General features: G+C 37.1%; 27 protein-coding genes and 1 pseudogene. 18 read left to right on the top strand and 10 right to left on the bottom strand.

All coding sequences use genetic code 11. The features are described 5' to 3' along the window. The first annotated feature begins 4 nt into the window (after positions 1 to 4). The 7 genes from nusB (at position 5) to ACUN24_RS22840 (ending at position 4,754) form a co-directional block, all read left to right on the top strand. Entirely contained in the window at positions 5 to 955 is a 951-nt protein-coding gene (gene nusB / locus ACUN24_RS22870) for a transcription antitermination factor NusB (protein ID WP_193421407.1), read from the top strand. 2 nt (positions 956 to 957) lie between these two features. Further along, the gene (locus ACUN24_RS22865; protein WP_193421405.1) at positions 958 to 1,416 is read left to right on the top strand and encodes a DUF1573 domain-containing protein; all 459 of its coding nucleotides are present in this window, start codon (positions 958 to 960) and stop codon (positions 1,414 to 1,416) included. A 67-nt stretch (positions 1,417 to 1,483) separates the two neighbouring features. Continuing rightward, positions 1,484 to 1,807 carry a preprotein translocase subunit YajC gene (gene yajC, locus ACUN24_RS22860; RefSeq protein WP_445564613.1) on the top strand — a complete coding sequence of 108 codons (324 nt, stop codon included), beginning with the start codon at positions 1,484 to 1,486 and terminating at the stop codon, positions 1,805 to 1,807. A gap of 119 nt (positions 1,808 to 1,926) precedes the next feature. After that, positions 1,927 to 2,874, top strand: a complete 948-nt coding sequence (locus tag ACUN24_RS22855; protein ID WP_445564612.1) for a CdaR family protein — start codon at positions 1,927 to 1,929, stop codon at positions 2,872 to 2,874. Beyond that, the gene (gene coaE, locus ACUN24_RS22850; RefSeq protein WP_445564611.1) at positions 2,874 to 3,491 is read left to right on the top strand and encodes a dephospho-CoA kinase; all 618 of its coding nucleotides are present in this window, start codon (positions 2,874 to 2,876) and stop codon (positions 3,489 to 3,491) included. Before ACUN24_RS22855 ends, coaE begins: the two co-directional genes overlap by 1 nt. 43 nt (positions 3,492 to 3,534) lie before the next feature. Beyond that, on the top strand, positions 3,535 to 4,479 hold the full coding sequence (locus ACUN24_RS22845; protein ID WP_445564610.1) for an exonuclease: 945 nt from the start codon (positions 3,535 to 3,537) through the stop codon (positions 4,477 to 4,479). A gap of 128 nt (positions 4,480 to 4,607) precedes the next feature. Continuing rightward, complete coding sequence (locus ACUN24_RS22840; RefSeq protein WP_193421398.1) at positions 4,608 to 4,754, top strand: DUF5522 domain-containing protein; 147 nt, start codon at positions 4,608 to 4,610, stop codon at positions 4,752 to 4,754. 55 nt (positions 4,755 to 4,809) lie between these two features. Here ACUN24_RS22840 and ACUN24_RS22835 read toward each other — a convergent pair whose 3' ends face one another. The 6 genes and pseudogenes from ACUN24_RS22835 to ACUN24_RS22810 all read right to left on the bottom strand — a co-directional run bounded on the left by ACUN24_RS22835 (position 4,810) and on the right by ACUN24_RS22810 (position 9,079). Then, positions 4,810 to 5,415, bottom strand: a complete 606-nt coding sequence (locus ACUN24_RS22835) for a Uma2 family endonuclease (RefSeq protein WP_445564609.1) — start codon at positions 5,413 to 5,415, stop codon at positions 4,810 to 4,812. A 144-nt stretch (positions 5,416 to 5,559) separates the two neighbouring features. Then, the gene (locus ACUN24_RS22830; protein ID WP_445564608.1) at positions 5,560 to 6,153 is read right to left on the bottom strand and encodes a Uma2 family endonuclease; all 594 of its coding nucleotides are present in this window, start codon (positions 6,151 to 6,153) and stop codon (positions 5,560 to 5,562) included. Between the two features lie 143 nt (positions 6,154 to 6,296). Further along, positions 6,297 to 6,817, bottom strand: a pseudogene (locus ACUN24_RS22825) (Uma2 family endonuclease). 250 nt (positions 6,818 to 7,067) lie between these two features. Further along, positions 7,068 to 7,784 (bottom strand): ZIP family metal transporter, encoded by a 717-nt coding sequence (locus tag ACUN24_RS22820; RefSeq protein WP_132404171.1) that lies wholly within the window; start codon positions 7,782 to 7,784, stop codon positions 7,068 to 7,070. 3 nt (positions 7,785 to 7,787) lie between these two features. Continuing rightward, on the bottom strand, positions 7,788 to 8,351 hold the full coding sequence (locus ACUN24_RS22815; RefSeq protein ID WP_193421389.1) for a phosphatase PAP2 family protein: 564 nt from the start codon (positions 8,349 to 8,351) through the stop codon (positions 7,788 to 7,790). Next, entirely contained in the window at positions 8,348 to 9,079 is a 732-nt protein-coding gene (locus tag ACUN24_RS22810; protein WP_445564607.1) for a class I SAM-dependent methyltransferase, read from the bottom strand. The genes ACUN24_RS22815 and ACUN24_RS22810 overlap by 4 nt, the downstream gene beginning before the upstream one ends. A 375-nt stretch (positions 9,080 to 9,454) precedes the next feature. On the opposite strand from ACUN24_RS22810, the gene glmM reads away from it, so the two are divergent. The 3 genes from glmM (at position 9,455) to ACUN24_RS22795 (ending at position 12,954) form a co-directional block, all read left to right on the top strand. Further along, positions 9,455 to 10,840 carry a phosphoglucosamine mutase gene (gene glmM, locus ACUN24_RS22805; RefSeq protein WP_445564606.1) on the top strand — a complete coding sequence of 462 codons (1,386 nt, stop codon included), beginning with the start codon at positions 9,455 to 9,457 and terminating at the stop codon, positions 10,838 to 10,840. 130 nt (positions 10,841 to 10,970) lie between these two features. After that, complete coding sequence (locus ACUN24_RS22800) at positions 10,971 to 12,119, top strand: cysteine desulfurase family protein (protein ID WP_445564605.1); 1,149 nt, start codon at positions 10,971 to 10,973, stop codon at positions 12,117 to 12,119. A 631-nt stretch (positions 12,120 to 12,750) separates the two neighbouring features. Next, entirely contained in the window at positions 12,751 to 12,954 is a 204-nt protein-coding gene (locus tag ACUN24_RS22795; protein ID WP_445564604.1) for a hypothetical protein, read from the top strand. A gap of 159 nt (positions 12,955 to 13,113) precedes the next feature. On the opposite strand, the gene ACUN24_RS22790 is transcribed toward ACUN24_RS22795, so the two are convergent. Beyond that, positions 13,114 to 13,674: a transposase gene (locus ACUN24_RS22790; protein ID WP_445564603.1), complete on the bottom strand. Its 561-nt coding sequence runs from the start codon at positions 13,672 to 13,674 to the stop codon at positions 13,114 to 13,116. Between the two features lie 153 nt (positions 13,675 to 13,827). Here ACUN24_RS22790 and ACUN24_RS22785 point away from each other — a divergent pair, with 153 nt between their 5' ends. The 5 genes from ACUN24_RS22785 to tnpA all read left to right on the top strand — a co-directional run bounded on the left by ACUN24_RS22785 (position 13,828) and on the right by tnpA (position 18,493). Next, positions 13,828 to 14,031, top strand: a complete 204-nt coding sequence (locus tag ACUN24_RS22785; RefSeq protein WP_445564602.1) for a hypothetical protein — start codon at positions 13,828 to 13,830, stop codon at positions 14,029 to 14,031. Between the two features lie 75 nt (positions 14,032 to 14,106). Beyond that, positions 14,107 to 15,006 carry an MBL fold metallo-hydrolase gene (locus ACUN24_RS22780; protein WP_445564601.1) on the top strand — a complete coding sequence of 300 codons (900 nt, stop codon included), beginning with the start codon at positions 14,107 to 14,109 and terminating at the stop codon, positions 15,004 to 15,006. 381 nt (positions 15,007 to 15,387) lie between these two features. Then, on the top strand, positions 15,388 to 16,707 hold the full coding sequence (locus ACUN24_RS22775) for a cytochrome ubiquinol oxidase subunit I (RefSeq protein ID WP_445564600.1): 1,320 nt from the start codon (positions 15,388 to 15,390) through the stop codon (positions 16,705 to 16,707). A 108-nt stretch (positions 16,708 to 16,815) separates the two neighbouring features. After that, a complete protein-coding gene (locus ACUN24_RS22770) occupies positions 16,816 to 17,820 on the top strand; it encodes a cytochrome d ubiquinol oxidase subunit II (protein WP_445564599.1) in 1,005 nt (334 codons plus the stop codon). Positions 17,821 to 18,046: 226 nt separating this feature from the next. After that, positions 18,047 to 18,493: an IS200/IS605 family transposase gene (gene tnpA / locus ACUN24_RS22765; protein WP_445564579.1), complete on the top strand. Its 447-nt coding sequence runs from the start codon at positions 18,047 to 18,049 to the stop codon at positions 18,491 to 18,493. A gap of 30 nt (positions 18,494 to 18,523) precedes the next feature. Here the strand turns inward: tnpA and ACUN24_RS22760 are convergent, their stop codons facing one another. Continuing rightward, the gene (locus ACUN24_RS22760; RefSeq protein ID WP_445564598.1) at positions 18,524 to 20,071 is read right to left on the bottom strand and encodes a M20/M25/M40 family metallo-hydrolase; all 1,548 of its coding nucleotides are present in this window, start codon (positions 20,069 to 20,071) and stop codon (positions 18,524 to 18,526) included. A 390-nt stretch (positions 20,072 to 20,461) separates the two neighbouring features. Further along, positions 20,462 to 21,307: an acetyl-CoA carboxylase, carboxyltransferase subunit beta gene (gene accD, locus ACUN24_RS22755; RefSeq protein ID WP_121286775.1), complete on the bottom strand. Its 846-nt coding sequence runs from the start codon at positions 21,305 to 21,307 to the stop codon at positions 20,462 to 20,464. 310 nt (positions 21,308 to 21,617) lie between these two features. Here accD and fbaA point away from each other — a divergent pair, with 310 nt between their 5' ends. The 3 genes from fbaA (at position 21,618) to ACUN24_RS22740 (ending at position 23,744) form a co-directional block, all read left to right on the top strand. Continuing rightward, the gene (gene fbaA, locus ACUN24_RS22750; RefSeq protein WP_132403889.1) at positions 21,618 to 22,697 is read left to right on the top strand and encodes a class II fructose-bisphosphate aldolase; all 1,080 of its coding nucleotides are present in this window, start codon (positions 21,618 to 21,620) and stop codon (positions 22,695 to 22,697) included. Positions 22,698 to 22,840: 143 nt separating this feature from the next. Then, positions 22,841 to 23,347, top strand: coding sequence for a low affinity iron permease family protein (locus ACUN24_RS22745; RefSeq protein WP_132403886.1), 507 nt, complete (start codon positions 22,841 to 22,843; stop codon positions 23,345 to 23,347). Continuing rightward, positions 23,322 to 23,744: a GNAT family N-acetyltransferase gene (locus ACUN24_RS22740; RefSeq protein ID WP_193419982.1), complete on the top strand. Its 423-nt coding sequence runs from the start codon at positions 23,322 to 23,324 to the stop codon at positions 23,742 to 23,744. The genes ACUN24_RS22745 and ACUN24_RS22740 overlap by 26 nt, the downstream gene beginning before the upstream one ends. A gap of 140 nt (positions 23,745 to 23,884) precedes the next feature. On the opposite strand, the gene ACUN24_RS22735 is transcribed toward ACUN24_RS22740, so the two are convergent. Then, positions 23,885 to 24,745 carry a hydroxymethylglutaryl-CoA lyase gene (locus ACUN24_RS22735; RefSeq protein WP_445564597.1) on the bottom strand — a complete coding sequence of 287 codons (861 nt, stop codon included), beginning with the start codon at positions 24,743 to 24,745 and terminating at the stop codon, positions 23,885 to 23,887. Positions 24,746 to 24,821 lie beyond the last annotated feature (76 nt).

Here is a 24,821-nt window from a genome sequence, read left to right as displayed (position 1 = left end):
ATTCATGTTAAACAGAAGGCACTTAAGAATCAAAGCTTTGCAAAATATTTTTGCATGGCACATGGCAGACAAAAAAGACATTAAAGGTGATTTGAAAACTTTAATGCAGAGCATCGATAGCGTGTACGAAATGTACATCTGGATGTTATCTTTAATGGTAGAAGTTACCGAATTTACTGCTAACGACGCCGCAGAGCGCGCAAATAAGTTTATTAAAACTGCAGAGGATATTAATCCTAACATGAAATTGCTACACAATAAGTTTAGCGTTTTAATGCAGCAAAATCCAGAGTATGTTTCTGCAATTAAAAAGTACAAGGTAGATTGGGGTTTCGATCCGGAAATCCGTAAAACCGTTTACAATTCTTTAAAAGCATCAAAAGAATATGCCGATTATCTTGCCGATCCGAACGAAAGTTTAGAGTCATCAAAAGATATCATCAAATACATTTTCCGTAAAATCATCTTGAAAAACCAGGCTATTATTCAGGTTTTCGAAGAGAAGTTTATCAACTGGCAGGTAGATCACGAAGTGATGAAAGGTATGGTTGCCAAAACCCTGAAAAACTTTACATCCGATGATCCTTTCAAAAATAAATTGACCGAAATTAGTGCTGATTGGGTTGAAGACAGCAAATTTGTTCAGGATCTTTTTGTACATACTTTGCAGAACGATGCAAAATATCAGGAAATGATTGCCGATAGAACCAAAAACTGGGAATCAGAACGTATTGCATTAATGGATACAATTTTGATGAAAATGGCCATTTGCGAGCTGCTAAATTTCCCATCTATTCCGGTTAAAGTAACCATTAACGAATATTTAGAGTTGTCAAAAGATTACAGTACACCGAAGAGTAATTCGTTTATTAACGGTATTTTAGACAAAATTTTAGGCGATCTTAAGAAAAATAACACCATTAAAAAGATTGGCCGCGGATTAATCGAAGATTAAAAATGAAAAGAACATTTATTCTGGCTATTGCTGCACTTTCTTTTGTAGCATGCCGTAATGCAAATAATCAAACCAACGAAACTGCTTCAGCTGTTTCAGTTGGCAACGATACATCAAAAACAGCTAAAGTTGCTCCAGCAGATGCACCTGTTATTGTTTTCGAACGCGATATTTTCGATTTCAGTAAAATAACACAAGGTGAAAAAGTTAAGCACGATTTCAAATTTAAAAATACAGGCAAAAGCCCACTCATCGTTTCAAATGCAACGGCAACTTGTGGCTGTACTATTCCGCAGGTACCAGGCGAACCTATTTTACCAGGTAAAGAAGGTGTAATTAGTGTGGTTTTCAATAGCGAAGGCAAAATGGGCATGCAAGATAAGGTCGTAACCATCACTTCAAATGCAAACCCAACGGTAACCACGGTCCATTTAGTGGGAGAGGTGCTTGCTAAAAAATAAATTGGTTCAATTGTTTATGGCATCATCCATAAGGACCAAAATTCATAAAAAATAAAAAAAATAAAAAATGACATCAACAGTAATTTTAGAGGCAGCAGGAGGATTTGATCCAAGACAATTAATCATGTTTGGGGCAATTGCGCTGGTATTCTACTTTTTTATGATCCGTCCTCAGCTTAAAAAAGCCAAAGACCATAAAAAATTAATCAGTGAACTGAAAAAAGGTGATAAAATTGTAACTACAGCAGGTATTCATGGCCGTATAGCCGATATGAATGACACAACTTTTTTAATCGAAGTTGAAGGTGGTGTAAAAATCCGTTTCGATAAATCGGCCGTTTCTTTAGATGCAACAAAAGCGACAGTAACCCCGGCTGCACCTAAAGCTTAATAAAAAATAATAAAAATTGAGCAGTCCCGAAAACTTTCGGGACTGTTTTTGTTTTACTACATTTGATTAAATGCATTTTGGATAGAGTTTTTCCAGCTTACAGTTAATATTAATTTATTATGCCCTTCATCAGGTTAACGAAGATTGAAAAAAGACGTGTATTTAGCTTATTGGCCTGCTTGCTGCTGGCTATAGCTGCATGGCTTTTTATGGCATTAAACAACAAATATATTTATGTAGCAAAGACTGTATTGGTTTTTAAAAATGCACCTACTAAAAGGGCATTTTACCCTTTACAATCAGATACTATAGATTTACAGGTAGAAGGAACAGGCTGGCAGCTCCTGTTTGCCCGTTTAAGGATCAGTCCGCCTTCTGTTTCTGTTAGTCTGAGTCAGCTGAATACCAAAGATTTTGTCGTTTTCTCCGATCAGCTTTTTAATATTAACAGACAGTTAGAAAGTACACAAAAAGTAATTTCTGTTAAGCCCGATACCCTTTATTTCGATTTTACTAAACGTGTAGTTAAAAAAGTTCCGGTAAAACTGATTGATAAACTCAGTTTCGAAAAACAATATGGCATTTCGAGTGAGATTATCCTTAACCCAAAATATGTTAAGGTGGCTGGCCCGCTGGAAGAACTTTCAAAAATAGAATTTTGGCCAACTGATACACTTAAACAGGATAAAATACAGAGCAGCAGTACAACCAGGGTAGCCTTACAGCACAGTATCCACAAAAATGTTAGCATCTACCCATCCTCTGTAGAGGTTAAAGTCCCTGTAGACGAATTTACTGAAAAAACCATCGAGGTACCTTTAAAAATTACCAATAACCGAAGCTATAACAGCATTAAACTTTATCCAAAAAAAGTTAAAGTTACCTTTTTAGTGGCTTTAAGCAATTATGACCAGGTTGATGAAAGTTTTATTACGGCAACTATTGATGTTGATGAATGGCAAAATTTAGGGCATCGCCGCTTTACAGTTAAGATTACCGAATTTCCAGATTATTGTAAGTTGGTAAGCGTAAGCCCTTCCAAAATAGATTTCATTGTAGACAAATAATGTATAAAGTAGGTATAACAGGTGGTATAGGCAGTGGTAAAACAACGGCCTGCAAGGTTTTTGAAGTATTGGGGATTCCGGTATTTTACGCTGATAGTGTTGCAAAGGAAATCATGTGTGAAGATGTTTTATTGGTTGCAGGAATCAAATCTGCTTTCGGAAATGAAAGTTATTTTGAAGATGGAAAACTGAACAATAAACATATTGCAGGCATTGTTTTTAATAACGAAGAAGCGCTGGCAAAATTAAATGCATTAGTTCATCCGGCTGTTTTTAGGGCATTTGATGCCTGGGAAGAAACCATACCTGCAAATACACCATATACACTTAAAGAGGCTGCCTTGCTTTTCGAAAGTGGTTCTTATAAGATGTGCGATACTACTATCCTGGTTACTGCACCCTATGAAATTAAATTGAAAAGGGTAATGCAACGCGACGGTGTTTCTGCAGAACAGGTTAAAGCCCGTATGGACAAACAATTAAGCGACGAAGAAAAATCGAAAATGGCAAATCATTTCATTGTTAATGATGAACAGCAATCCATAATCGGGCAGGTTTTAGCTTTACACCAGGAATTCCTGAAGTCAGCCAGAGAATTTAAGAATACCAGGGCTTAATCAACTTAAATCATACATCCTTAAATTCTATTCACCCTTATAAATGATTTTAGAAGATTTCATTGCCATTACCCCAACGGGATTATATTGTATTTACGGCGATTTTTACCTAGATCCACAACAACCGGTAAATGAAGCGGTGGTTTCGCATGCGCATGGCGATCACGCCATTGGTGGAAGCCAGCATGTTTACTGCACGGCTGCTACTGCAACTTTTATGAAACACCGTTACCGCAAATTTGCCGCGGTTGATTTTTTTACCAAAAGTTATCATGAATCCTTCAAAATAAAAGAAGTTACCATTACTTTTTATTCTGCCGGACATATTTTAGGCTCTGCACAGGTTTTAATGGAATACAAGGGTGTAAAGTATCTTTATACAGGTGATTATAAGATTGAACCGGACAATACCTGTGAGCCTTTTGAATTTGTAGAAGCAGACGTTTTAATTACAGAAAGTACGTTTGCTAATCCGGAAACCAAACATCCATCTCCCATAAACGAAATTAAAAAGCTGAATGAAACCAGTGTGAATATCATGCTTGGTTCTTATGCATTGGGCAAAAGCCAGCGGATAATACAATTGCTCAACGAGCATTGCCCTACAAAGAACGTTATGGTTCACCACAGCATTATGCCCTTTGTTAAAATATATGAGGACTATGGCATAAAAGTAGGGAACTATAAAATGTATGATAGAAAGGTGATGAAAAATAATCAGGAACATCAGGTTTATATTGTGCCGCCGATGGTTTTTCACAGTTACCATAAGGCAATTAATGTAGTACGTGCCTTTGCCTCGGGATGGAAGAACCTGCAGCAACAAAACGGGATTTCACTTTATATTTCTGATCATGCCGATTGGGATGCAATTTTAGAAACCATAGAAAAAGTTAAACCAAAACAAGTATGGACTTTGCATGGTGATGGTAAACAGCTTAAAGATTATTTTAAAAATAAACTCGAAGTTAAAATACTCAATGGTTAAAAAATGATTGAATGATAACGTTAGAGAATGATTGAATGAGGCGATAAAGAAAAATGATTAAAAACATTCCCTCATTTAATATTCAATCATTATAATTCACTCATTCAAGATGCTGTCATTCAATAATTATGTTAAAAGAAGGCGAAGATTTTTACTTTAACGAAGATGGATTGATGGTTTTTACCGAAACCTATCATCTAAAACGCGGTTATTGCTGTAAAAATAAGTGCAAACATTGCCCCTGGGCTTATGGCAAAAAGAAGGAAAAGAAGTGATTTAGTTGGTAGTTGACAGCTTTTAGTTTGCAATTCTCGGCTTTTGTTTACAAACTCATTTATCCTTATTAAAGCGAACGTGATCATAAATATCGATTAAAGCCACATCAAAGCCCATTGAAATTAGGGCTAGGGTATCAGAAATCTCCTTGTGCTCGTTAAGTTTCCAGTTATTTTCATCATCAATATAAAAGGCCTGAACCCAAACCGATTCTGAATCGATCATGATGTATTCTTTTAATGAAGGAATATCTTTATACAGCATAAACTTTTTGCCTCTATCGTAATTTTTGGTTGAAGGGGAAAGGATTTCGATGATTACAGTTGGCAAAATTGAGGTGTCTTCATCAATATCAATATGTTTTATATCGTTACAATAGATAGAGATATCCGGATAAGTGAATAAACTATTCTCGGGAATGTTCATCCGCTTATCACTTCCAAAAATGTGGCATGACTTCCCTTTTAATTTGCCTCCAACTGCTAAAAAAATATTAGAAAACAGCCAATTATGATTATCTCCGGCTCCAGACATCGCAAATATCTCACCTTGGTAATATTCATGTTTAACTGTCGCTTCTTTTTCAATCTCCAGATATTCTTCAACAGTATAACGTCTTTTTTGATAGGCTACTGCTGGTTCATCTACAATATTTTCCATATACTTATTTACCTGAATTATAATTGAACATATAATAAATAAACGATTAAACGTTTAAAACGGATATTATATTAACTGGTTGTTTAATAGTTGTTTGGGCTTGCGCTTTAATAATTAAAACAAATAGGGTTAAGCTTTCCAATTTCAAAAGGTAACATAATAATAGATATCACTTAGCGCTACATTGAACCCCATCGAAACAAAGGTTAATGCCTTAGAAAGCTCTTTCTGTTGATTGAGCACCCAATTCTTTTCTTCATCGATATAATAAGCCTCTACCGAGACCGATTCCGAATCGATCATAATGTATTCTTTTAACGAAGGAATATCTTTATAGAGATTAAACTTCTTGCCTTTATCATAATTTTTGGTTGAAGGTGAAAGGATTTCGATGATTACAGTTGGTTGCAAAATAGTGTCTTCATCTTCATTTAAATGTTTAATTTCGTTGCAATAAATGGAAATATCAGGATAAGTAAATAGCGTATTTTCTGGGACATGCATTCTCATATCGCTGCCAAACGGAATACATTTAGATCCTTTTAGTTTATGGGCAAGAACCCCGAAAACATTTGAAAAGATCAGATTATGGTTAAAGGCTGCACCAGACATGGCAAATATCTCTCCCAGAAAATATTCATGCTTTTCTGTTGATGCTTTTTCCATCTCCAGGTATTCTTCAACAGTGTAATGCCTTTTTTGGTAGGCTATAACAGGTTCATTTACAATCTCATCCATATACGAATTTACAGATGTTTTTTTGAAAAGGTTAAATATATAAACGATTAAACGTTTAACACGGATATTGTGTTAACTGGTTATTTCACAGGTTTTTGAATTTTCGCTTTAACAATTAAAAAATAAAGTTAAGATCTCCGATTTCAAAAGGTAACATAATAGTAAATATCGCTTAAAGCTATATCAAATCCCATCGAAATTAGGGTTAGGGTATCAGAAATCTCCTTGTGCTCGTTAAGTTTCCAGTTATTTTCATCATCAATATAAAAGGCCTGAACCCAAACCGATTCTGAATCGATCATGATGTATTCTTTTAATGAAGGAATATCTTTATACAGCATAAACTTTTTGCCTCTATCGTAATTTTTGGTTGAAGGTGAAAGTATTTCAATAATCGCAGTTGGTAAAATTGAGGTATCTTCATCAACATCGCTATGCGTTAAACCATTGCAATAAATGGAAATATCAGGATAGGTAAATAATGTATTTTCGGGGATATTCATTCGTTTATCACTACCATAAGGCCTGCATGGCTTACCTTTAAGTTTGTGCCTATTTCTGTAAAAACATTGCTGAAAATCTCATTGTGGTTGTCGCCGGCGCCAGACATGGCAAATATCTCACCTTGGTAATATTCATGTTTAACTGTCGCTTCTTTTTCCATCTCCAGGTATTCTTCAATGGTATAATGCCTTTTTTGATAGGCTACAACAGGTTCATTTACAATCTCATCCATACACGAATTTACAGATGTTTTTTTGAAAAGGTTAAATATATAAACGATTAAACGTTTAAAACGGTTAGTGAGTTAATTGTTTGAAATGGTTAATCGGTTAATCGACGAGTTGCTTAGTTGGGAAATTGTCAACTGAAAACTGGCATTACCAACTGCTAAATGAAAACTGCCAACTGAACTAATGTCCGGCAAAGAAACCAATCAATGCTACACCAATACCTAATAAAACAGCAATCATTTTGCGGGTATTGATTTTATGATCGGCACTCGATTCGAATAAGATGGTGGTAGAAATGTGTAAGAAAATACCAATTACAATGCCCATAATTTTATTGAAATAAGCGTCAAGGCCGCCAATAGTGCCGTTACTTAAACCAACACTTACATAAAAACCAAGGGGTGCCATAATCGCAAACACAATCAGGTAAAATACAATGCTGCCTTTCTTATAATGGTTTTGCATTAATATACTCGCCAATGCAAATGCTGCAGGAATATGGTGTAGCGAAATACCAAAAATCAATTCATTATGTTGCTCTTTTGCCAAGGGCATCCCTTCTAAAAAGGCATGTAAACACAAACTGATCATAATCCCGAAAGGGAAAACATGTCCATCATGATGTTTATGGATATGGCCATGTTCTACACCTTCTGAAAATTGCTCTAAGAAGATCTGCAAAAGGAAACCAATCAGTATGAATATACCAATTTCAGTTTTATCAGGCCCGCTGTAGGCATCTGGAATTAAATGTAAAACCGTAATGGCAAATAAATAGGCGCCACTGAAAGATAAAATCAGTTTAAGTAATTTAGATTTATCACTTTTAACCAAAAAGATAGCCGTTCCGCCTAAAAAGGCACAGAAAAAGAGTACGCAGAGTTTCCAGATTTCCATAGGTTAAAAATCAGGTTGTAATTTTTTAAATATTTTCGAACAAATCATGCCAATTGTGATTCCTAACAAGGCGCCGGTTGTTACATCAACAGGGTAATGAACACCAACATATACCTGCGCAAAACTGATAATAAACGCCCAAAGTAGGCCAATAGGTAAAATAGGTTTCCATCTGCTGTAAAAAATGCAGATTAAAAAAACAGCTATAGCAAAATGATTGGTAGCGTGAGCCGATGGGAAACTTAAACCGCTTCCACAGGGTACGCGATGGATAATGTCGTTCGCTAAACTTAAATCATTGCAAGGTCTCACACGTGATACCCAGGGTTTTACAACCCGGGAGGCAATTAAATCACCCATGGCAAAGGTGAACAGCACCATTCCAATGATATAATAACCTTGTTTTTTGTATTGCTTAATACAAAAAACAACAATAAAGAGGTAGAGTGGCGACCAGAAAAAGCGGTTGCGCATTAAAGGCATCAGCCAATCAAAAAAGCTGTTTGAAAGTCCACGGTGGATTTTCAAGAACAATTCTACATCAAATTGCTGTATGCTTTCTATCATGCTTTTTTACAGATTAAAATTAACCGGTCTGAGCTCTTTTCGTCAAAATCAGCTAAGTCATAATTACCAAACGTCTTTTCGATAACCATGCCCGCTTTGCTCAACATCCGTTCAAAATCTTCAAAGCTAAATGCCTGTACCCGCTCTTCGAAATGATACACTTTTTGCTTGTCTTCGAAATTTATCTTTTTAATAATTTTCCCATCTATAACATTTTTGGTGATGTGAAAAGTGATCCCATCCAATGATTTTGTTTCACAGGAATTTAAATTGCGGATAATCTTCTCCGTGTTAAAATAATCCAGCACCAAAATCCCATCGGCGGTTAAACATTTACGAAAAGTTTTAAGCGCATTTACGTGGTCTTTTTCTGTATCAAAATAACCAAAACTGGTAAACAGGTTTAAAGCGATATCAAAATAATTGATGTAAAAAAGCCTCCGCATATCGTGAACAAGGAAGTGTAGTTTGCTGTTTTCGAATTGCTTGGCGTATTTTATGCTTTGTTCTGATAAATCTATCCCCGTAACATCAAAGCCTTTTTTATTCAGGTAAATAGAATGCCGGCCTTTTCCACAGGCAATATCGAGCATTTTAGCATCGGCTTTTGGATGAAGGTAATCCGTGAGTTTGTCAATGAAGAATTCGGCTTCAGCATCATTTCGTTGTTGGTAAAGAATATGATAATATGGCGAATTAAACCAATATTGAAACCACTTGCGCTGCATATAAAAGCCGTTTGTATCTTAAAAAGATGCAAATATAAGGTTTTACAATCGCTAGTAAAGTTTCGAGTGGTGTTTTATGCAACATTATTGCATAGAAATTAATAAGCCAGTGGTTGTGCTTTGCGAAGATTGAGTTGCAGATGTACACTGATGTAATAAATTATTAAGGTTTTAATAAGCCGGTTGATAGGATGCCTGTTTTTATAAAGGAACTCAAAATAGAACATACCTTTGATTTTGATATTGAAACTTATCTCTACTAATTACATGGTGTTTATAGATATAAAAACAATGTAAATTAACTTGCAGAAGCTGGGTAAAATAGCAGCTATCTTGTTTTTTTTCTTATTTTTGAGCCTCATCAAATTATATACAGTGACTTTAATAAAATCGATTTCAGGAATACGGGGAACCATTGGTGGAAGGGCAGGAGACGGCTTAACGCCATTTGATATTGTTAAATTTACGGCTGCCTTCGGTAGTTGGGTGGTACAAAAAACAGGCAATAAAAGAATAGTTTTAGGTCGTGATGCACGTATTTCGGGTGAGATGGTGAATAACCTGGTTATCGGAACACTACAAGGCCTGGGTATTGAGGTAATCGATTTAGGTTTATCTACGACGCCAACGGTAGAGGTTGCGGTGCCAGATGAAAATGCAGGAGGTGGAATTATTTTAACCGCAAGTCATAACCCAAAACAATGGAATGCCTTAAAATTATTAAATGCCAGTGGAGAATTTATTAGCGATGCAGATGGCAAAGAGGTTTTAGATTTAGCCGAAAGTGCTGATTTTGACTTCGCTGAGGTAGATAAACTTGGAAAAGTAATTAAAAACGATACTTATCTTCAAAAGCACATCGATAAAGTTTTAGCCTTGCCATTGATAGATGTTGAGGCGATTAAAAAAGCTGATTTTAAAATAGTAATCGATTGTGTAAATTCAACCGGCGGTATTTTTATTCCTGCTTTATTAAAAGCTTTGGGAGTGAACAAGGTAGTAGAATTATATTGTACACCAGACGGATATTTTCCGCACAATCCTGAACCACTTCCTGAAAACTTAACTGAAATATCGAAAGAAGTTCAGAAACAGAACGCAAATTTAGGTATTGTAGTAGACCCTGATGTTGACCGTTTATGTTTTGTAAACGAAGATGGCAGCATGTTTGGCGAAGAATATACCCTAGTTGCTGTTGCCGATTATGTATTGAAAAATACGCCTGGAAACACGGTTTCTAATCTGTCATCAACTCGTGCTTTACGAGATGTAACTGAAAAAGCGGGTTCAGAATACCATGCATCGGCAGTAGGTGAGGTAAACGTAGTTAACAAAATGAAAGAGACGAATGCCATAATCGGTGGTGAAGGTAATGGTGGAATCATTTATCCAGAATCGCATTATGGTAGAGATGCTTTGGTGGGTATTGCTTTATTTTTAACACATTTGGCCAAGTTTGGTAAATCTATTTCTGTACTTCGGGCCAGCTATCCTCAATACTACATCTCTAAAAATAAGATTACCCTTACGCCAGAAATGGATATCGATAATTTATTGAAACAGGTAGAAGAGAAATATAAAAATCAGCCATATAGTACAATTGATGGTTTGAAGATAGAATTTGATAAAACCTGGGTACATTTGCGCCGCTCCAACACGGAACCGATCATCAGGATTTACAGTGAGGCAGAAAATGAAACCATTGCCGAGAATTTGGCTAACAAAATTATTTCTGACATTAAAGAAATATTACACCTTTAATCTTTTAAGGTTTCAGGATCAAGCATACCTGTTCAAGGTTTAATATAACGATTAAACCTTGGGCATTTAAATCAGAGTTTGCCCTTAACAAGGCATCTTTGCAACAAAAAACTTTTAAATATTCATAGAAATGAAAAGGGTCTATTTAGATAATGCGGCCACAACGCCTTTAGATGCAGCAGTAATCGCAGAAATGACAAATGTGATGGAAAATTACTTTGGTAACCCATCTGCCATTCATGCACTTGGCCGTGAGGTGAGAACACTCGTGGAGAAAGCCCGTAAAACCGTTTCAGGTCTGTTAAATGCATCTCCGTCTGAGATATTTTTTACTTCCGGAGGCACAGAGGCCGATAATACAGCTATCCGTTGCGGAATTTCAGCTTATGGCATTAAACATGCCATCACTTCAAAAATAGAGCACCATGCTGTTGAGCATACCTTAAATACGATGCTTAAAAATGGCGAGATCGATAAATTAAGTTTCGTTAATATTGATGAAAAAGGAAATATCGATTATAACCATTTAGAAGAATTGCTTCAAAATAACGAGCGTACTTTCGTTTCATTAATGCATGCCAATAACGAATTAGGTACACTAACCGATATGATTAAAGTTGGCGATATCTGCGAGAAATACAATGCTATTTACCATGCCGATACCGTTCAGACTATGGGCCATTATCCACACAATGTACGCGAGCTTAAAGCACATTTTATTGTGTGTGCTGCACATAAACTTCACGGACCTAAAGGCGTTGGTTTTTTATACGTAAACAGCAATATTAAAATCCCACCGATGATTTACGGCGGATCACAGGAACGCAACATGCGTGGCGGTACCGAAAATGTATATGGTATTGTGGGTTTAGCTAAAGCCTTAGAAATTGCTTATGCAGAAATGGATCAGCATCAGTCGTACATTCAGGGCCTAAAAGATTATCTAAAAACACAGTTAGTTGCCGAAATCCCAGGTATTGGCTTTAATGGCGAAACCGATGCCGATAAAAGTTTATATACGGTACTAAATGTTTCTTTCCCTGAAATGGACATGGCCGATATGTTATTGTTTAATTTGGATATCAATGGTATCTGCGCTTCAGGCGGTAGTGCATGTTCTTCAGGTTCAAATATAGGCTCGCATGTGCTAAATGGTATCAATGCGGATCCAAATCGCCCTTCAGTACGTTTTTCTTTTAGTAAATATACCACTAAAGAGGATCTGGATTACGTAATCGAAAAAGTTAAAATGGTAGTGAAGCAGAATGCTTTAGTCTAAAATATCATTAACCAAATAGGAGAGTCCCGGTGAAAATCGGGACTTTTTTTGTGGGCAAAAAACAGCTGATTTTTTTGGAAAGCAAAGACAGTATTTCATTGTAATGTTCGTCCTGCTTTACGCTTATACGCCTGCAGGCCTTAAGCACTTGGCCGGTATCCGCTTCAATCAGGTTTAACTCCATTAAGATGGTGCTGCTATTTAAGGTTGTATGATGAAAGAGAAGAATTCATTCTTACAGGTAAATTCTTTGCGCCCTGCAACCCTAAATAGGATTACTGGCCGTGCCACCTAAACCTGATCGGAGCGAACACGGAGCGTAGCGGAGTAAAGTAAAGAGCAGGACTGTATCTACCTAAATGCCACTATGGCTGATTTCCAAAATAAACAATTAATTATTGAAATAATATGCTTACTCATTTAAACTAATAAAATTCTCTTGCAAAGCTCAAAAATTAAGCTTATATTTAATCAAACATAAGGCAATCCACGCCATTTTAATGTAGTTCCAGAACGAAACCTTATCATAAACCCCATGGTATAAGGTTAAGCAAATTTTAAAATAGCTTTTATTAAGTATTAAAATTGTTAACCCTGAAAACCCACCAGGTTTTCAATAACCTATATCGTCATGGAAAAGAACAACAATACTCAAAATCTGGAAAATGCAAAATTGGAAGAAAAATTAAACGCAGAAAGAAAACACATCTACAAGTTTATCTTCAATCCATTTTCTTTCGAATCTTCAAACCATTTTAATAAAATACACAAAAGGAAATTTCATTCTTTCGGATGCATCCATGAAATGGGAAAATTGCCTGGAGCAATGTTGTAAAATCCTAGACTGGTCTTAGCGTCTCGCTAAGACTTTTTTTTGCGTGGAGACAAGATTAATTGAGGGGCCTTAGCGAGACGCCGTTTCCTTGTTTGGTGGCTCACCAAACAATATTTTAATACCGTGTTTGGTGAGCCACCAAACATAGGGATTAGCAAATTAGAATACATCCCTATAATCTGTTAGCATATTGAAATCATCTATTCCTGTTTTATAAAACCTGGCAGAGGACCAATAGTAATCTTCAGTATTTTGAGCCAAACGCCATCGTTCTTGTAATGGATTATAATGAATGTAATTTAGTTTTTGGTCTAAAATATTTATATCAAACATATTGATTGCGAGCGAATCCCTTTGCCATATTCTATATTTACGATCCGATTCAGTTACCTCAAAAAGTCTTAAAAAATTAGGGTTATTGATATTAAGGTCTTTCCTTAGCTCATGTGAAGTATCCTTTAAAAAACTTGAATTCGGTTTTTCTTTGCCGTTTGGTTTTAATATTTTCAAAATTAAATGGATATGGTTTGGCATAATTACAAAGCCATAAACCTCAATAAAATTTTGTTTAACAAGTTTTCTTAAGGAATTTAATACTAATTGCTTATAATTAGGTGGCTCTAATAAGAGCATCCAATCCTTAATTGTGCAAGTCCAAAAGTAAATGTCATTATATTCAAGGAATGATTTTCTTCTATCTTTAAAAATATCAGAATTCATATGATTATGTTTTAAGTAAGATAATCATAAATTTTTACTTCCGATGTTTGGTGACTCACCAAACATCGGAAGTACCAAAACCATTCCAGAAACAACTATTAAAAACAATCTTATTTTTAGCTTGTTCCTATAGTATATCAATTTACAATTACTATGGAAACGAATAAAGAAAAAGGTAAAGTTGTTGAGAACGATTTACTGGATAAAACCGCAGAAGATATTAAAGAAGATAGAACTTTAGATGAAAATAAATCATCAAAAGTAACGACCAATCTGTTTAACAAAGATAAAGACCGTAAGAATAATCCATTAGGCCCTGGGCATGAACCCGGTACTACACCAGGTTCGGCGATATAATTTGTTATTTTAGAATCTAAATCATTAAATTTAAACCACAGCATTTGCTGTGGTTTTTTTTAGCTTAATCGCAAAATGGAGAGAAGAAATTTTATCAAAAATTCAGCACTGGCAGTAGCCTTGCTTTCAATTTATAAAACAGATGTTTTTGCACAGCAGGAGCTGTTGCGTGCTTATAATTTTAAGCCGCTCCGTAATGATGTGGGTATATTTACCGAACAGGGAGGAACCATTGGCTGGTTAAATTCGAGCAATGGTTTTGTAGTGGTAGATGCACAGTTCCCGACTACAGCACCTCATGTAATAGACGAATTAAAAAAACTGGGCGAAAAACCTTTCAAATATCTGATCAACACCCATCATCATGGCGATCATACCGCTGGGAATATTTCTTTTAAAGGATTGGCAGAAAAAGTGGTTGCACACCAAAATTCGCTGGTAAACCAGAAAAGAGGTGCAGAGAAAGCAAATAATTTAGATAAACAGCTTCTGCCTGATACCACTTTTGGGACAAAATGGAGTGCGAAAGTGGGCAAAGAAAATATTAAAGCTTATTATTACGGTTCAGGGCATACCAATGGCGATGCCGTTTACCATTTCGAAAATGCCAATATCGTACATGTTGGTGATCTGGTTTTCAACCGTAAATTTCCATATATTGATAGAGAAAATGGCGCACACATTGGCAACTGGATCACTGCTTTAGATAAGATCCAGAACCAGTTTGATAATGATACCTTATTTATCTGGGGACATAGCCTTGATCCGGAAAAAGTAACCGGAAATAAAGCTGATGTTAAAGCTTATCAAAATTATCTTCAAAACCTCTTAACTTTTGTGGGCGGCGAAATCAAAGCAGGTAAAAGCAAAGAAGATATTTTAAAAACGACTACGATCCCAAATGCACCCGAATGGAAGGGTGAAGGCATTGAAAGAAGTTTAACCGCTGCTTATGATGAGCTGAAAGGGGTGTAAATATTTATTCGTTAACCACCCAGCTCCCCTCCTAAATTAGGAGGGGAGCTGGATATAACCTGGTTAACAATAATTTTCCGAGTTGATTCAAGGAGTTTAACCACCGCTTATGATGAGCTAAAAGGGAGGTAGACAATCATGAGCTTATTAACCACAGATAAAAAGGATGTGCATAGATAATGGTATTATGCTTCCAAAATCTGTGTTTATCTGTGCACATCTGTGGTTAAACCAAGTAATCATTGCTGCAACAACCAACCTCAAAATCTATTTTCAATTTATAAACGTTCTATATTTAAAATAATCCTTTCAACGTCATTGAATTACCATAGGCTTTAGTGTTTAACAACTATATTTGTTACTATTCAAAATCTACAGCCCATGGATGATTTTATAGCAGCCCGTTCCCAAATGGCCTTATCATTAGGCTTTCACATTATTTTTTCCTGTATCGGCATGGTGATGCCATTCTTTATGGCCGTATCCCATTACAAATGGCTTAAAACAAACGATGAGGTGTATAAAAACCTCACAAAAGCCTGGAGTAAAGGGGTGGCCATATTCTTCGCCACCGGTGCGGTATCAGGTACCATGTTATCTTTCGAATTGGGCTTACTTTGGCCAAAATTTATGGATCATGCCGGACCGATATTCGGAATGCCTTTTTCGTTGGAAGGAACAGCTTTTTTTATTGAGGCGATAGCCCTTGGCTTTTTTCTTTATGGCTGGAATAAGTTAAATAAATGGTTCCATTGGTTTACTGGAATGGTAGTAGGAGTGAGTGGTTTGGCCTCCGGAATACTCGTAGTGGCCGCCAATGCCTGGATGAATAGTCCGGCAGGTTTTGATTTTGTAAACGGACAATACCTCAATATCGATCCCATACAAGCCATGTTAAATAAAGCTTGGTTTAGTCAGGCTTTACACATGTGTTTGGCCGCATTTACCGCAACGGGTTTTGCTGTGGTAGGTGTACATGCTTTGATGATCCTAAGGGACAGAAATGCGGTGTTCCATTTAAAAGCTTTTAAAATAGCGGCTGTATTTGCCTGTATTGCTGCTTTATTACAGCCATTAAGTGGCGATATCTCTGCAAAAGACGTAGCCAAACGTCAGCCTGCAAAGCTAGCTGCGATGGAAGCATTGTATAAAACCGAAAAACCTGCCCCGCTTTTGATCGGTGGTATCGTAAACGAGAAGGATAAAACGGTAAAAGGGGCAATCAAAATTCCAGGCGCTTTAAGTTTTCTTGCACATGGCGATTTTCAAGCTGAAGTTAAGGGTTTGGATCAGATTCCGGAAAATGAACATCCACCAGTCGCTATAACCCATTACGCTTTCCAGATCATGGTAGGGATTGGAACTTTACTGCTTTTGGTAGCTTTAACCTATTTCTTTATCCTTTTTAAGAAGAAACCTTTAACCGAAAATCGTTGGCTGTTAAAACTGTTCGTCTTCGCCATTCCGCTTGGTTATCTCGCTTTAGAGGCCGGTTGGGTAGTTACTGAAGTTGGCAGGCAGCCCTGGATTATTTATGGCATTATGCGTACTAAGGATGCCGTTACGCCGATGCCTGGTATTGCTTATTCATTTTACATCTTCTCGGCAATTTATGTGTCGCTAAGCATTATCGTAACGTTTTTGCTTTACCGACAGATTAAAATGGTACCTGTACTTTATAACAAATCTGAAACGAATTAATTAACCACAGATAAAAAGGATGAACACGGATAAAAATTTTGATGTATGTTGCTTAACTTCTTTGAAATCTGTGTTCATCTGTATAAATCTGTGGCAAAAAAATAAATTATGAAAGATGTTGTAATTACATTTTTATGCATGGCCATTCTGCTCTACTTTTTATTGGGCGGGGCCGATTTTGGCGCGGGGATTATAGAACTGTTTACTTCAACAAAAAACAGGAGTAAAACCCGTAAAACCATGTATCAGGCCATTGGTCCTGTTTGGGAGGCCAACCACATGTGGCTGATCATTGCTATTGTGATCCTTTTTGTGGGTTTCCCACATATTTATACCACCATGTCGGTTTACCTTCATATCCCTTTGGCCATTATGCTCATTGGGATTATTGCCCGTGGTACTGCCTTTGTATTCCGCCATTATGATGCCGTGAAAGATGATATGCAGTGGTTATACAACCGGATATTTCGGTATTCGAGTTTTGTAACGGCTTTGTTTCTGGGTATAATTGCCGGAAGCTTAATTTCGGGCCATATCGACACACAGGCGACTGATTTTTATACTGCCTATATATCGGGTTGGTTAAACTGGTTTTCAATTGCAGTAGGCTTCTTTACGGTGGCACTTTGCGGTTTCCTGGCAGCCATCTATCTTATTGGCGAAACAGATGAATATCATGATAAACGCCGTTTTATTAAAAAGGCCGAATTTATGAATGTTGCTGCAGTAGTTTTTGGTGCCATGGTTTTTATTGCAGCCCAAAGAGATAAAATTCCATTAACCGACTGGGTTTTTAAAAGTAATGTTGGTTTATCGGCCATTGTTTTGGCGAGTTTATCGCTGATATTGTTATGGTATCTGCTGATTAAAGGTAAAACCAAGGTTTTACGCATTTTAGCGGGCTTCCAGGTAACGATGATCCTCCTGGCAATTAGTTATGCCCACTTTCCAAACTTTATCCGTTTAAAAAGCGGAGATGCAATTTCGCTATTGGAAACAGCCGGGCCAGAAAAAACTATTTACAGTTTGGGCTTAGCACTTTTATTGGGAAGTGTATTAATTTTGCCTTTTTTAGGGTATTTGTTTTATAAGTTTCAGAAGAAAGAGGAGTAATACCGCTTGTTGTCATGCTGAGGCCGAAGCATCTGTTTCATAGGTCGCAGATGCTTCGTGTCTCAGCATGACAGCATATTCAGGGTTGCTGCAAGAAAAAAGAGCACCTGTTTCCAAATGCTCCTTTAAAATGTATTCAAGTCTTTATTCCGAGAATACCTCGAGGCTTGCCTCGGGGTCAAAGCGGAAAGTTTGAAAACGAAGAGTTTTCAAATACATTTGCATTGTGGATGAACATATTTATAAACGTCACAATAAGACCCTTTTGTTATACCATCTGGTATTTCCTCTGAAATATAGTCGTGGAGCACTAAACAGTTCTTCAGGTGTTTCATTGAAAGATATTTGCGTGGAGATATCCGAGCGTTATGAATTGCAGTTTTTGGAAATAGGTTACGAGCCAGACCATGTTCATTTTTTAGTTCAATCTGTTCCCTCGATGAGTGTTTCGAAACTTGTGACCTTGATAAAAAGCCTCACAGCTCGTGAGCTTTTTAAACGCCATCCGGAAATAAAGCAATTGTTGTGGGGAGGCAATTTTTGGACAAGTGGCTACTATGCAAATACTGTTGGTCAATATGGCAATAAAGACGTGATAAAAAAATATATAGAGAATCAAGGCAAGGAAAATGAGTATCAAAAAGTGCATTTAGAACAACTCCGGCTCTTTTAATACCTCGAGGCTTGCCTCGGGGTTATTTATTTACAACCCACCTTTTCTGTTCGATTTAGTTTGTACCGGCCAGGTAGATGCTTTTCCGGTACGTTCGTTAACCGGTAAATCTTTTGCTTTTTCTGTTGAGGTTTTTTCAGGATCTTCTGATGCCATATAAACCATAATGGCAGCTAAAATCACATTGCTTCTAATTTCATCGAAAACCAACTTATCATAACTGTCGCGATTGGTGTGCCAGGTGTATGTTCCATAATCCCAACTGGTAGAACTGAGCGAATAACCCAACGCTCCCGCAGCTACAAATGACGCGAAATCTGATCCACCTGCGCCCGGTGTTCCTGGGAAACTGGTTTTGATCTGGTTTTTAATAGTATCCGGTACTGCTGCTAACCAACGGGTAATGTAATCTTTTGATTTAGCAAAGCCTTGTCCACCAATGTTAACCACGCGGCCTGTTCCGTTATCCTGGTTAAGCAAGGCCTGGAGGTTGTTCACAATCTCCGGATGATCTTCTACAAAAGCTCTTGAACCATTTAAACCCTGCTCTTCACTTCCCCAATGGCCAACCAGGATGGTACGTTTTGGGTTAGGATAGATTTTCTTCAAAATGCGCATGGCTTCCATCATCAAAATCGTACCTGAACCATTATCTGTAGCGCCGCTTGCGCCATCCCAAGAATCAAAATGAGCCGAAAGCATCACATATTCATTTGGCTTTTGCGTACCTTTAATCTCAGCGATGGTATTAAAAGTAGGTACAGCACCTAATTTCTTCGAATCTGCCTCGATCTTAAGCTTCGGTTTGTCGCCATTTAATGCCAAACGGTAAACTAAACCGTAATCTTCAACTGATAAATCCAAAGTTGGCACTTTTGTGGTGTTTGCACCAAAAATTTTATCTACTCCAAAACCCTGCGACCAATTATTGATTACCACGGCTACTGCACCTGCATTTTCTAAAGCTACAGGAAGTGTTTTAGTGGTTAGACCTGTTTTAGCAATGCTGGCTGTCCATGCTTTTACAGCCTCAGCTTTTTCTTTTTTAAATTTTTCGAAAAGTTCCTTTGTAGCGAATTCTTCCCAGTTTTTTTCTGGTCGGCCAGAAAGTTGGTTCATGGAAATTAAAACAATTTTACCTTTAACATTGGGTAACCATTTTTGAAAAGATGCTGAATCTGTTATTTCTGGAAGAATAATCGCTTCTGCATTAATCGCTTTATCATTGGTTGATGGGCTCCAGGCCAATTGTGTTCCTTCTAAAGTGCGTACACGCGGACTTACCAGATCAATATGCGTAATGCCTCTTTCCCAGCCTGCCCATTCACCCCATTTTTCATTTTTGGCAGAGATGCCCCAATCACTATATTTTTTAATTGCCCAATCGTTGGCCTGTTTCATTTGTGGCGAACCAACCAAACGCGGACCAACAACATCAAGTAATTCGTGCGCAAGTTTTTCTAATTGAGAGTTTTCGTTTACTTCTTTAACAATATTGTCGATTACTTTCCTGTCTTGCGCAAAAACGCTTACAGAAGCGCACAAGAATAGGGCAGAAAATAGTAGCTTTTTATTCATAATTAATTAGGGTTGATTATTTGATACCCTAATTTATGAAATATGGAGTAGGGTTGGGGGATGTTAATGGAAATGTTGCAGGAGTTGGTGTTAATACCCAGTATCTTTTGACCACCTAAGACACTTTAGTTCACCTAAGTAAGGAATAGCCTTTTTCTTTGTGTCTTGGTACCTTTATGGTAAAATACACTCGCTAGAAAAACCCCTCATAAGAACCACTGGCTATGCAAGCTAAACCTGATTGCCGTGGTCCCGATGTAAAATCGGGAGAAGCAAAAAGCAGGACTGAATTAACCGGAGTTATTTAAGCCCTGCTTTTCTTATTATAAGTTTATTTGTTTACTGGGCAACTTGTACTCATGAACAAATGACCAATGAACTATTGAACAACTAATTGTTCATCATTTTGATAAAAGCGCCCAATTTAGCTTTCATGGCTCTTCTGTCAACGATAAAGTCAAGGAAACCATGTTCCAGAACGAATTCGGAGGTTTGGAAACCTTTCGGTAAATCTTTTTTAATGGTTTCTTTAATTACCCTTGGACCGGCAAAACCGATCAAAGCACCTGGTTCGGCAATGTTGATATCGCCAAGCATGGCATACGATGCCGTTACACCGCCCGTAGTCGGATCGGTTAATAAAGAGATGTACGGAACTTTAGCCTGACCTAATAAAGCCAGTTTGGCTGATGTTTTAGCCATTTGCATTAATGAAAATGCAGCTTCCATCATCCGTGCACCACCTGATTTAGAAATCATCAAAAATGGAACTTTATGTTTGATGCTGTAATCAATTGAACGTGCAATTTTTTCGCCCACAACTGAACCCATTGAACCACCGATGAAAGCGAAATCCATACAAGCAATAACAAGATCCTGACCTTCAATTTTACCAACACCTGCCCGGATAGCATCTTTTAAGCCAGTTTTAGCCTGACTTTCTTTAATTCTATCGGTATAAGGTTTGTTATCGTTAAAGTTTAAAGGGTCGCCTGATGTTAAGTTAGGGAACAGCTCTTTAAATTCGTTATTATCAAATAAAACCTCGAAATATTCTTTTGAGCCTACTCTCAGATGGTAATTGCAGTAATGACAAACGTATTTGTTTTCCTGAAGTTCTGCCTGATGTAGCGGTTTCTTACAATTTGGACATTTATTCCACAAACCATCTGGTGCTTCTTTTTTCTCTTCTGTTGTGGTAATGATACCTTTATTCTCTCTTTTAAACCAAGCCATATAATTTTTTGAAGAATTGGATTGCAAAGAAACGAAAAATAAAATAAAGTCGACCCTTATTAGATGTAAAAATAGTCGATGGTTAAGTGGTTGATGCTTAATAGCTAATAGCTGAAGTAATTTGAAAACCTGTATTTGCCCATTGTAAACTTAGAATTGAAAACTGAAGTGTGTCTTTTTTACACTAAGGATAATGTCTTTTTTACACTAAACAGGCTTTATTTTGCTGTTAGGCAAATAATTCTGTTGTTACAAAAGCTTGGAATGTTATTTTTTTTTATAACTTCGGACTTAATAAAATTAACAAGAAATGAGTTTAAAAGGCTACAAAGGCGTAATTTACGGAGATGCCGTTCAAGAATTGTTTGAGCAGGCTAAAAAACATCAGTTTGCTTTACCAGCAGTAAACGTAACCGGTACCAATACGGTTAATGCGGTATTGGAAACTGCTAAGGCAGTAAATTCGCCTGTTATGATTCAATTGTCTAACGGAGGTGCACAGTTTTATGCTGGTAAATCATTAGATAATGAGAAATTGCAAGCATGTATTTTAGGAGCTGTATCGGCTGCTAAACATGTACATTTATTGGCAGAGCATTATGGTGTTGCCGTGGTTTTACATACCGACCACGCCGCTAAAAAATTATTGCCTTGGATTGATGGACTTTTAGACCACGGTGAAAAATTCTTCGCTGAAACCGGAAAACCTTTGTTTTCATCACACATGTTGGATTTATCGGAAGAATCTATCGAAGAAAACATGGAAATTTCTGCTAAATACTTAGCACGCATGGCTAAAATGAACATGACTATCGAAATCGAACTTGGTGTAACAGGTGGTGAAGAAGATGGTGTTGATAATAGCGATGTAGACAGCTCTAAATTATATACTCAGCCTAGTGAAGTGGCTTATGCTTACGAAGAATTAAGCAAAGTTTCTCCTCGTTTTACTGTTGCTGCTGCTTTTGGTAACGTACACGGTGTTTATAAACCAGGTAACGTAAAATTGCAACCGGTAATTTTGAAGAACTCTCAGGATTTCATCAAAGAAAAATTCAGCTTAACTGCAGAGAAACCTATCAATTTCGTATTCCACGGTGGTTCTGGTTCTACTCAGGAAGAAATCAGAGAAGCAATTTCTTATGGCGCAATTAAAATGAATATCGATACTGATATGCAATGGGCATTTTGGGAAGGTATTTTAGAATATTACAAAAAGAATGAAGCTTATCTTCAAGCCCAGATCGGTAACCCTGATGGCGATGATAAACCAAATAAAAAATACTATGATCCACGCGTATGGTTACGTAAAGGTGAAGAAACTTTTGTAAAGCGTTTAACTACTGCTTTCGAAGATCTGAACTGCATCAATGTTAACGATAAGCTGTAAGATTTGATCGGTTTTTGAAGATTGGATTTCCATTCAACCATTCAAAAAATCAATCATTCGATAATTAAACAAAAGCGCCATGGGTTTAAAAACTTATGGCGCTTTTGTTTGTTTTATGGTTATATTTAAGCAAACAAATTGTGATGGCAAAATCTAAAAACGATACTAAAAAAAATAATTTTTTTGAGAAATTCGCTAACGCGGCAACCAAGTTTACCGGTAGTTCTGTTGCATTTATTGCGGCAACTGCTATAGTAATTATTTGGGCAGTAACCGGCCCTCTGTTTAATTATTCTGAAACCTGGCAGTTGGTGATTAATACAGGTACAACGATTATTACTTTTTTGATGGTTTTTTTGATCCAGAAAGCACAGAATAAAGATGGTAAAGCGATCCAGTTAAAATTAAATGAATTGATTGCTGCACAGCAGGGGGCAAGTAACCGGATGGTTGATATTGAAGATCTGAGTGAAAAAGAACTGGATCAGTTACATAAATTTTACGTTGCGATTGCCACACTTGCCAAAAAAGAGGCCGATATTCATTGTTCACATTCGATAGATGTAGCGAAAGAGTTAAATGAATCGAAATTAAAAACGAATAAACACTTTAAACACCACGATAATGAGTCTGCACGTTCAAAAAGTTAACCATCCCGAAGATTTAGATAAAGTATTTGCTATACGTAAAATTGTATTTGTAGACGAACAGAATTGTCCGCCGGAGCTGGAGTGGGAGCATGAAGATGAGTCTATTCATTTTCTGGCTACAAATAATGGACAACCTTGCGGTGCCTGTAGATGGCGTAAAACCGACCTTGGGTATAAGCTTGAACGTTTTGCAGTTTTAAAAGATTTTAGAGGGCAGGGAGTTGGCCGGGCACTAATTGCTGAAGCATTATCTGATCTGCCAGAAGATGCACATTATATTTACCTGAATGCGCAATTAGATGCTATGAGTTTGTATGCTAAGTTTGGTTTTGTAGCTGAGGGGGAGCAATTTGAGGAAGCTGGGATTCAGCATTTTAAAATGGTGAAGAAGGTTTAAGGAATAGTTAGCCTAGAGACACCGGTTCCTAATATCGTCATTTCGACTGAAGCGCAGCGAAATGGAGAAATCTTTTGATATAGATTTCTCGACTGCGTTTCACTCCGCTCGAAATGACGACCTCGGGAGTTAAAAGGAACCTACCAAAATATCTTTCCCGATAACGCCATAGCCTCATTCCATTTATCAATATTTAAATTGAGGTTTTCTCCTTTTGCATTCAAATAGCCAATAACATCTTCCGTAGCAATGTTTCCGGTTAAGTCATCAGCAGCCATTGGACAGCCACCAAAGCCCTTTAAAGCTGAATCTATACGCTTTACACCCGAATGATAAGCAGCTTGGATCTTTGCGAGCCGCTCGGCAGGAGTGGAGTGCAAATGGATTCCAATTTCTGTATTGTTAAACCTTGAAATCAATTTAGGTAATATACTTTCTATTTTTTCCGGAGTGGAAACACCTACGGTATCAGCCAGCGATAAAATCTCTACTCCTTTATTCACGAGAACATCAGCCCATTTTTCTACAATTTCATAATTCCATTCATCACCATAAGGATTTCCAAAACCCATAGACAAATAAACAACCGCTTTTTTGTTATTTTTAGCACAAAGGGAGAGCATTTCTTCGACCGTATTTAATGATTGTGATATGCTCGAATTGGTATTACGATGCTGGAACGTCTCAGAAATCGAAAAAGGGAAACCAAGGTAATCAATCGTTTTATGCTTTACCGCGTCCTCTACGCCCCTTAAATTGGCTACAATGGCCAAAAGCTTTGTAGCGGTGTTGCTTAAATCCAATTGTGCTAAAACATCGACTGTATCTGCCATTTGTGGAATGGCTTTAGGCGACACAAAACTTCCAAAATCAAGGGTATCAAAACCCACCTGAAGCAAAAGATTTAAATATTCGGCTTTAAGCGCAGTGGGAACAAAATCGTGTAATCCCTGCATGGCATCGCGCGGACACTCTACTAATTTGAAATTGTTTTGGCTCATGTTTTTGGCTAGTGGAATTTTTAGCAAAATAAGGAAAGAATTTGAAATTTATAGTTGATGGTTCATGGTTAGGTTC

It is taken from the genome of Pedobacter sp. WC2501 (genome assembly GCF_052682415.1).
Note: the sequence above shows the minus strand (reverse complement) of the source record. Positions and strands in the feature narration are given on the sequence as shown.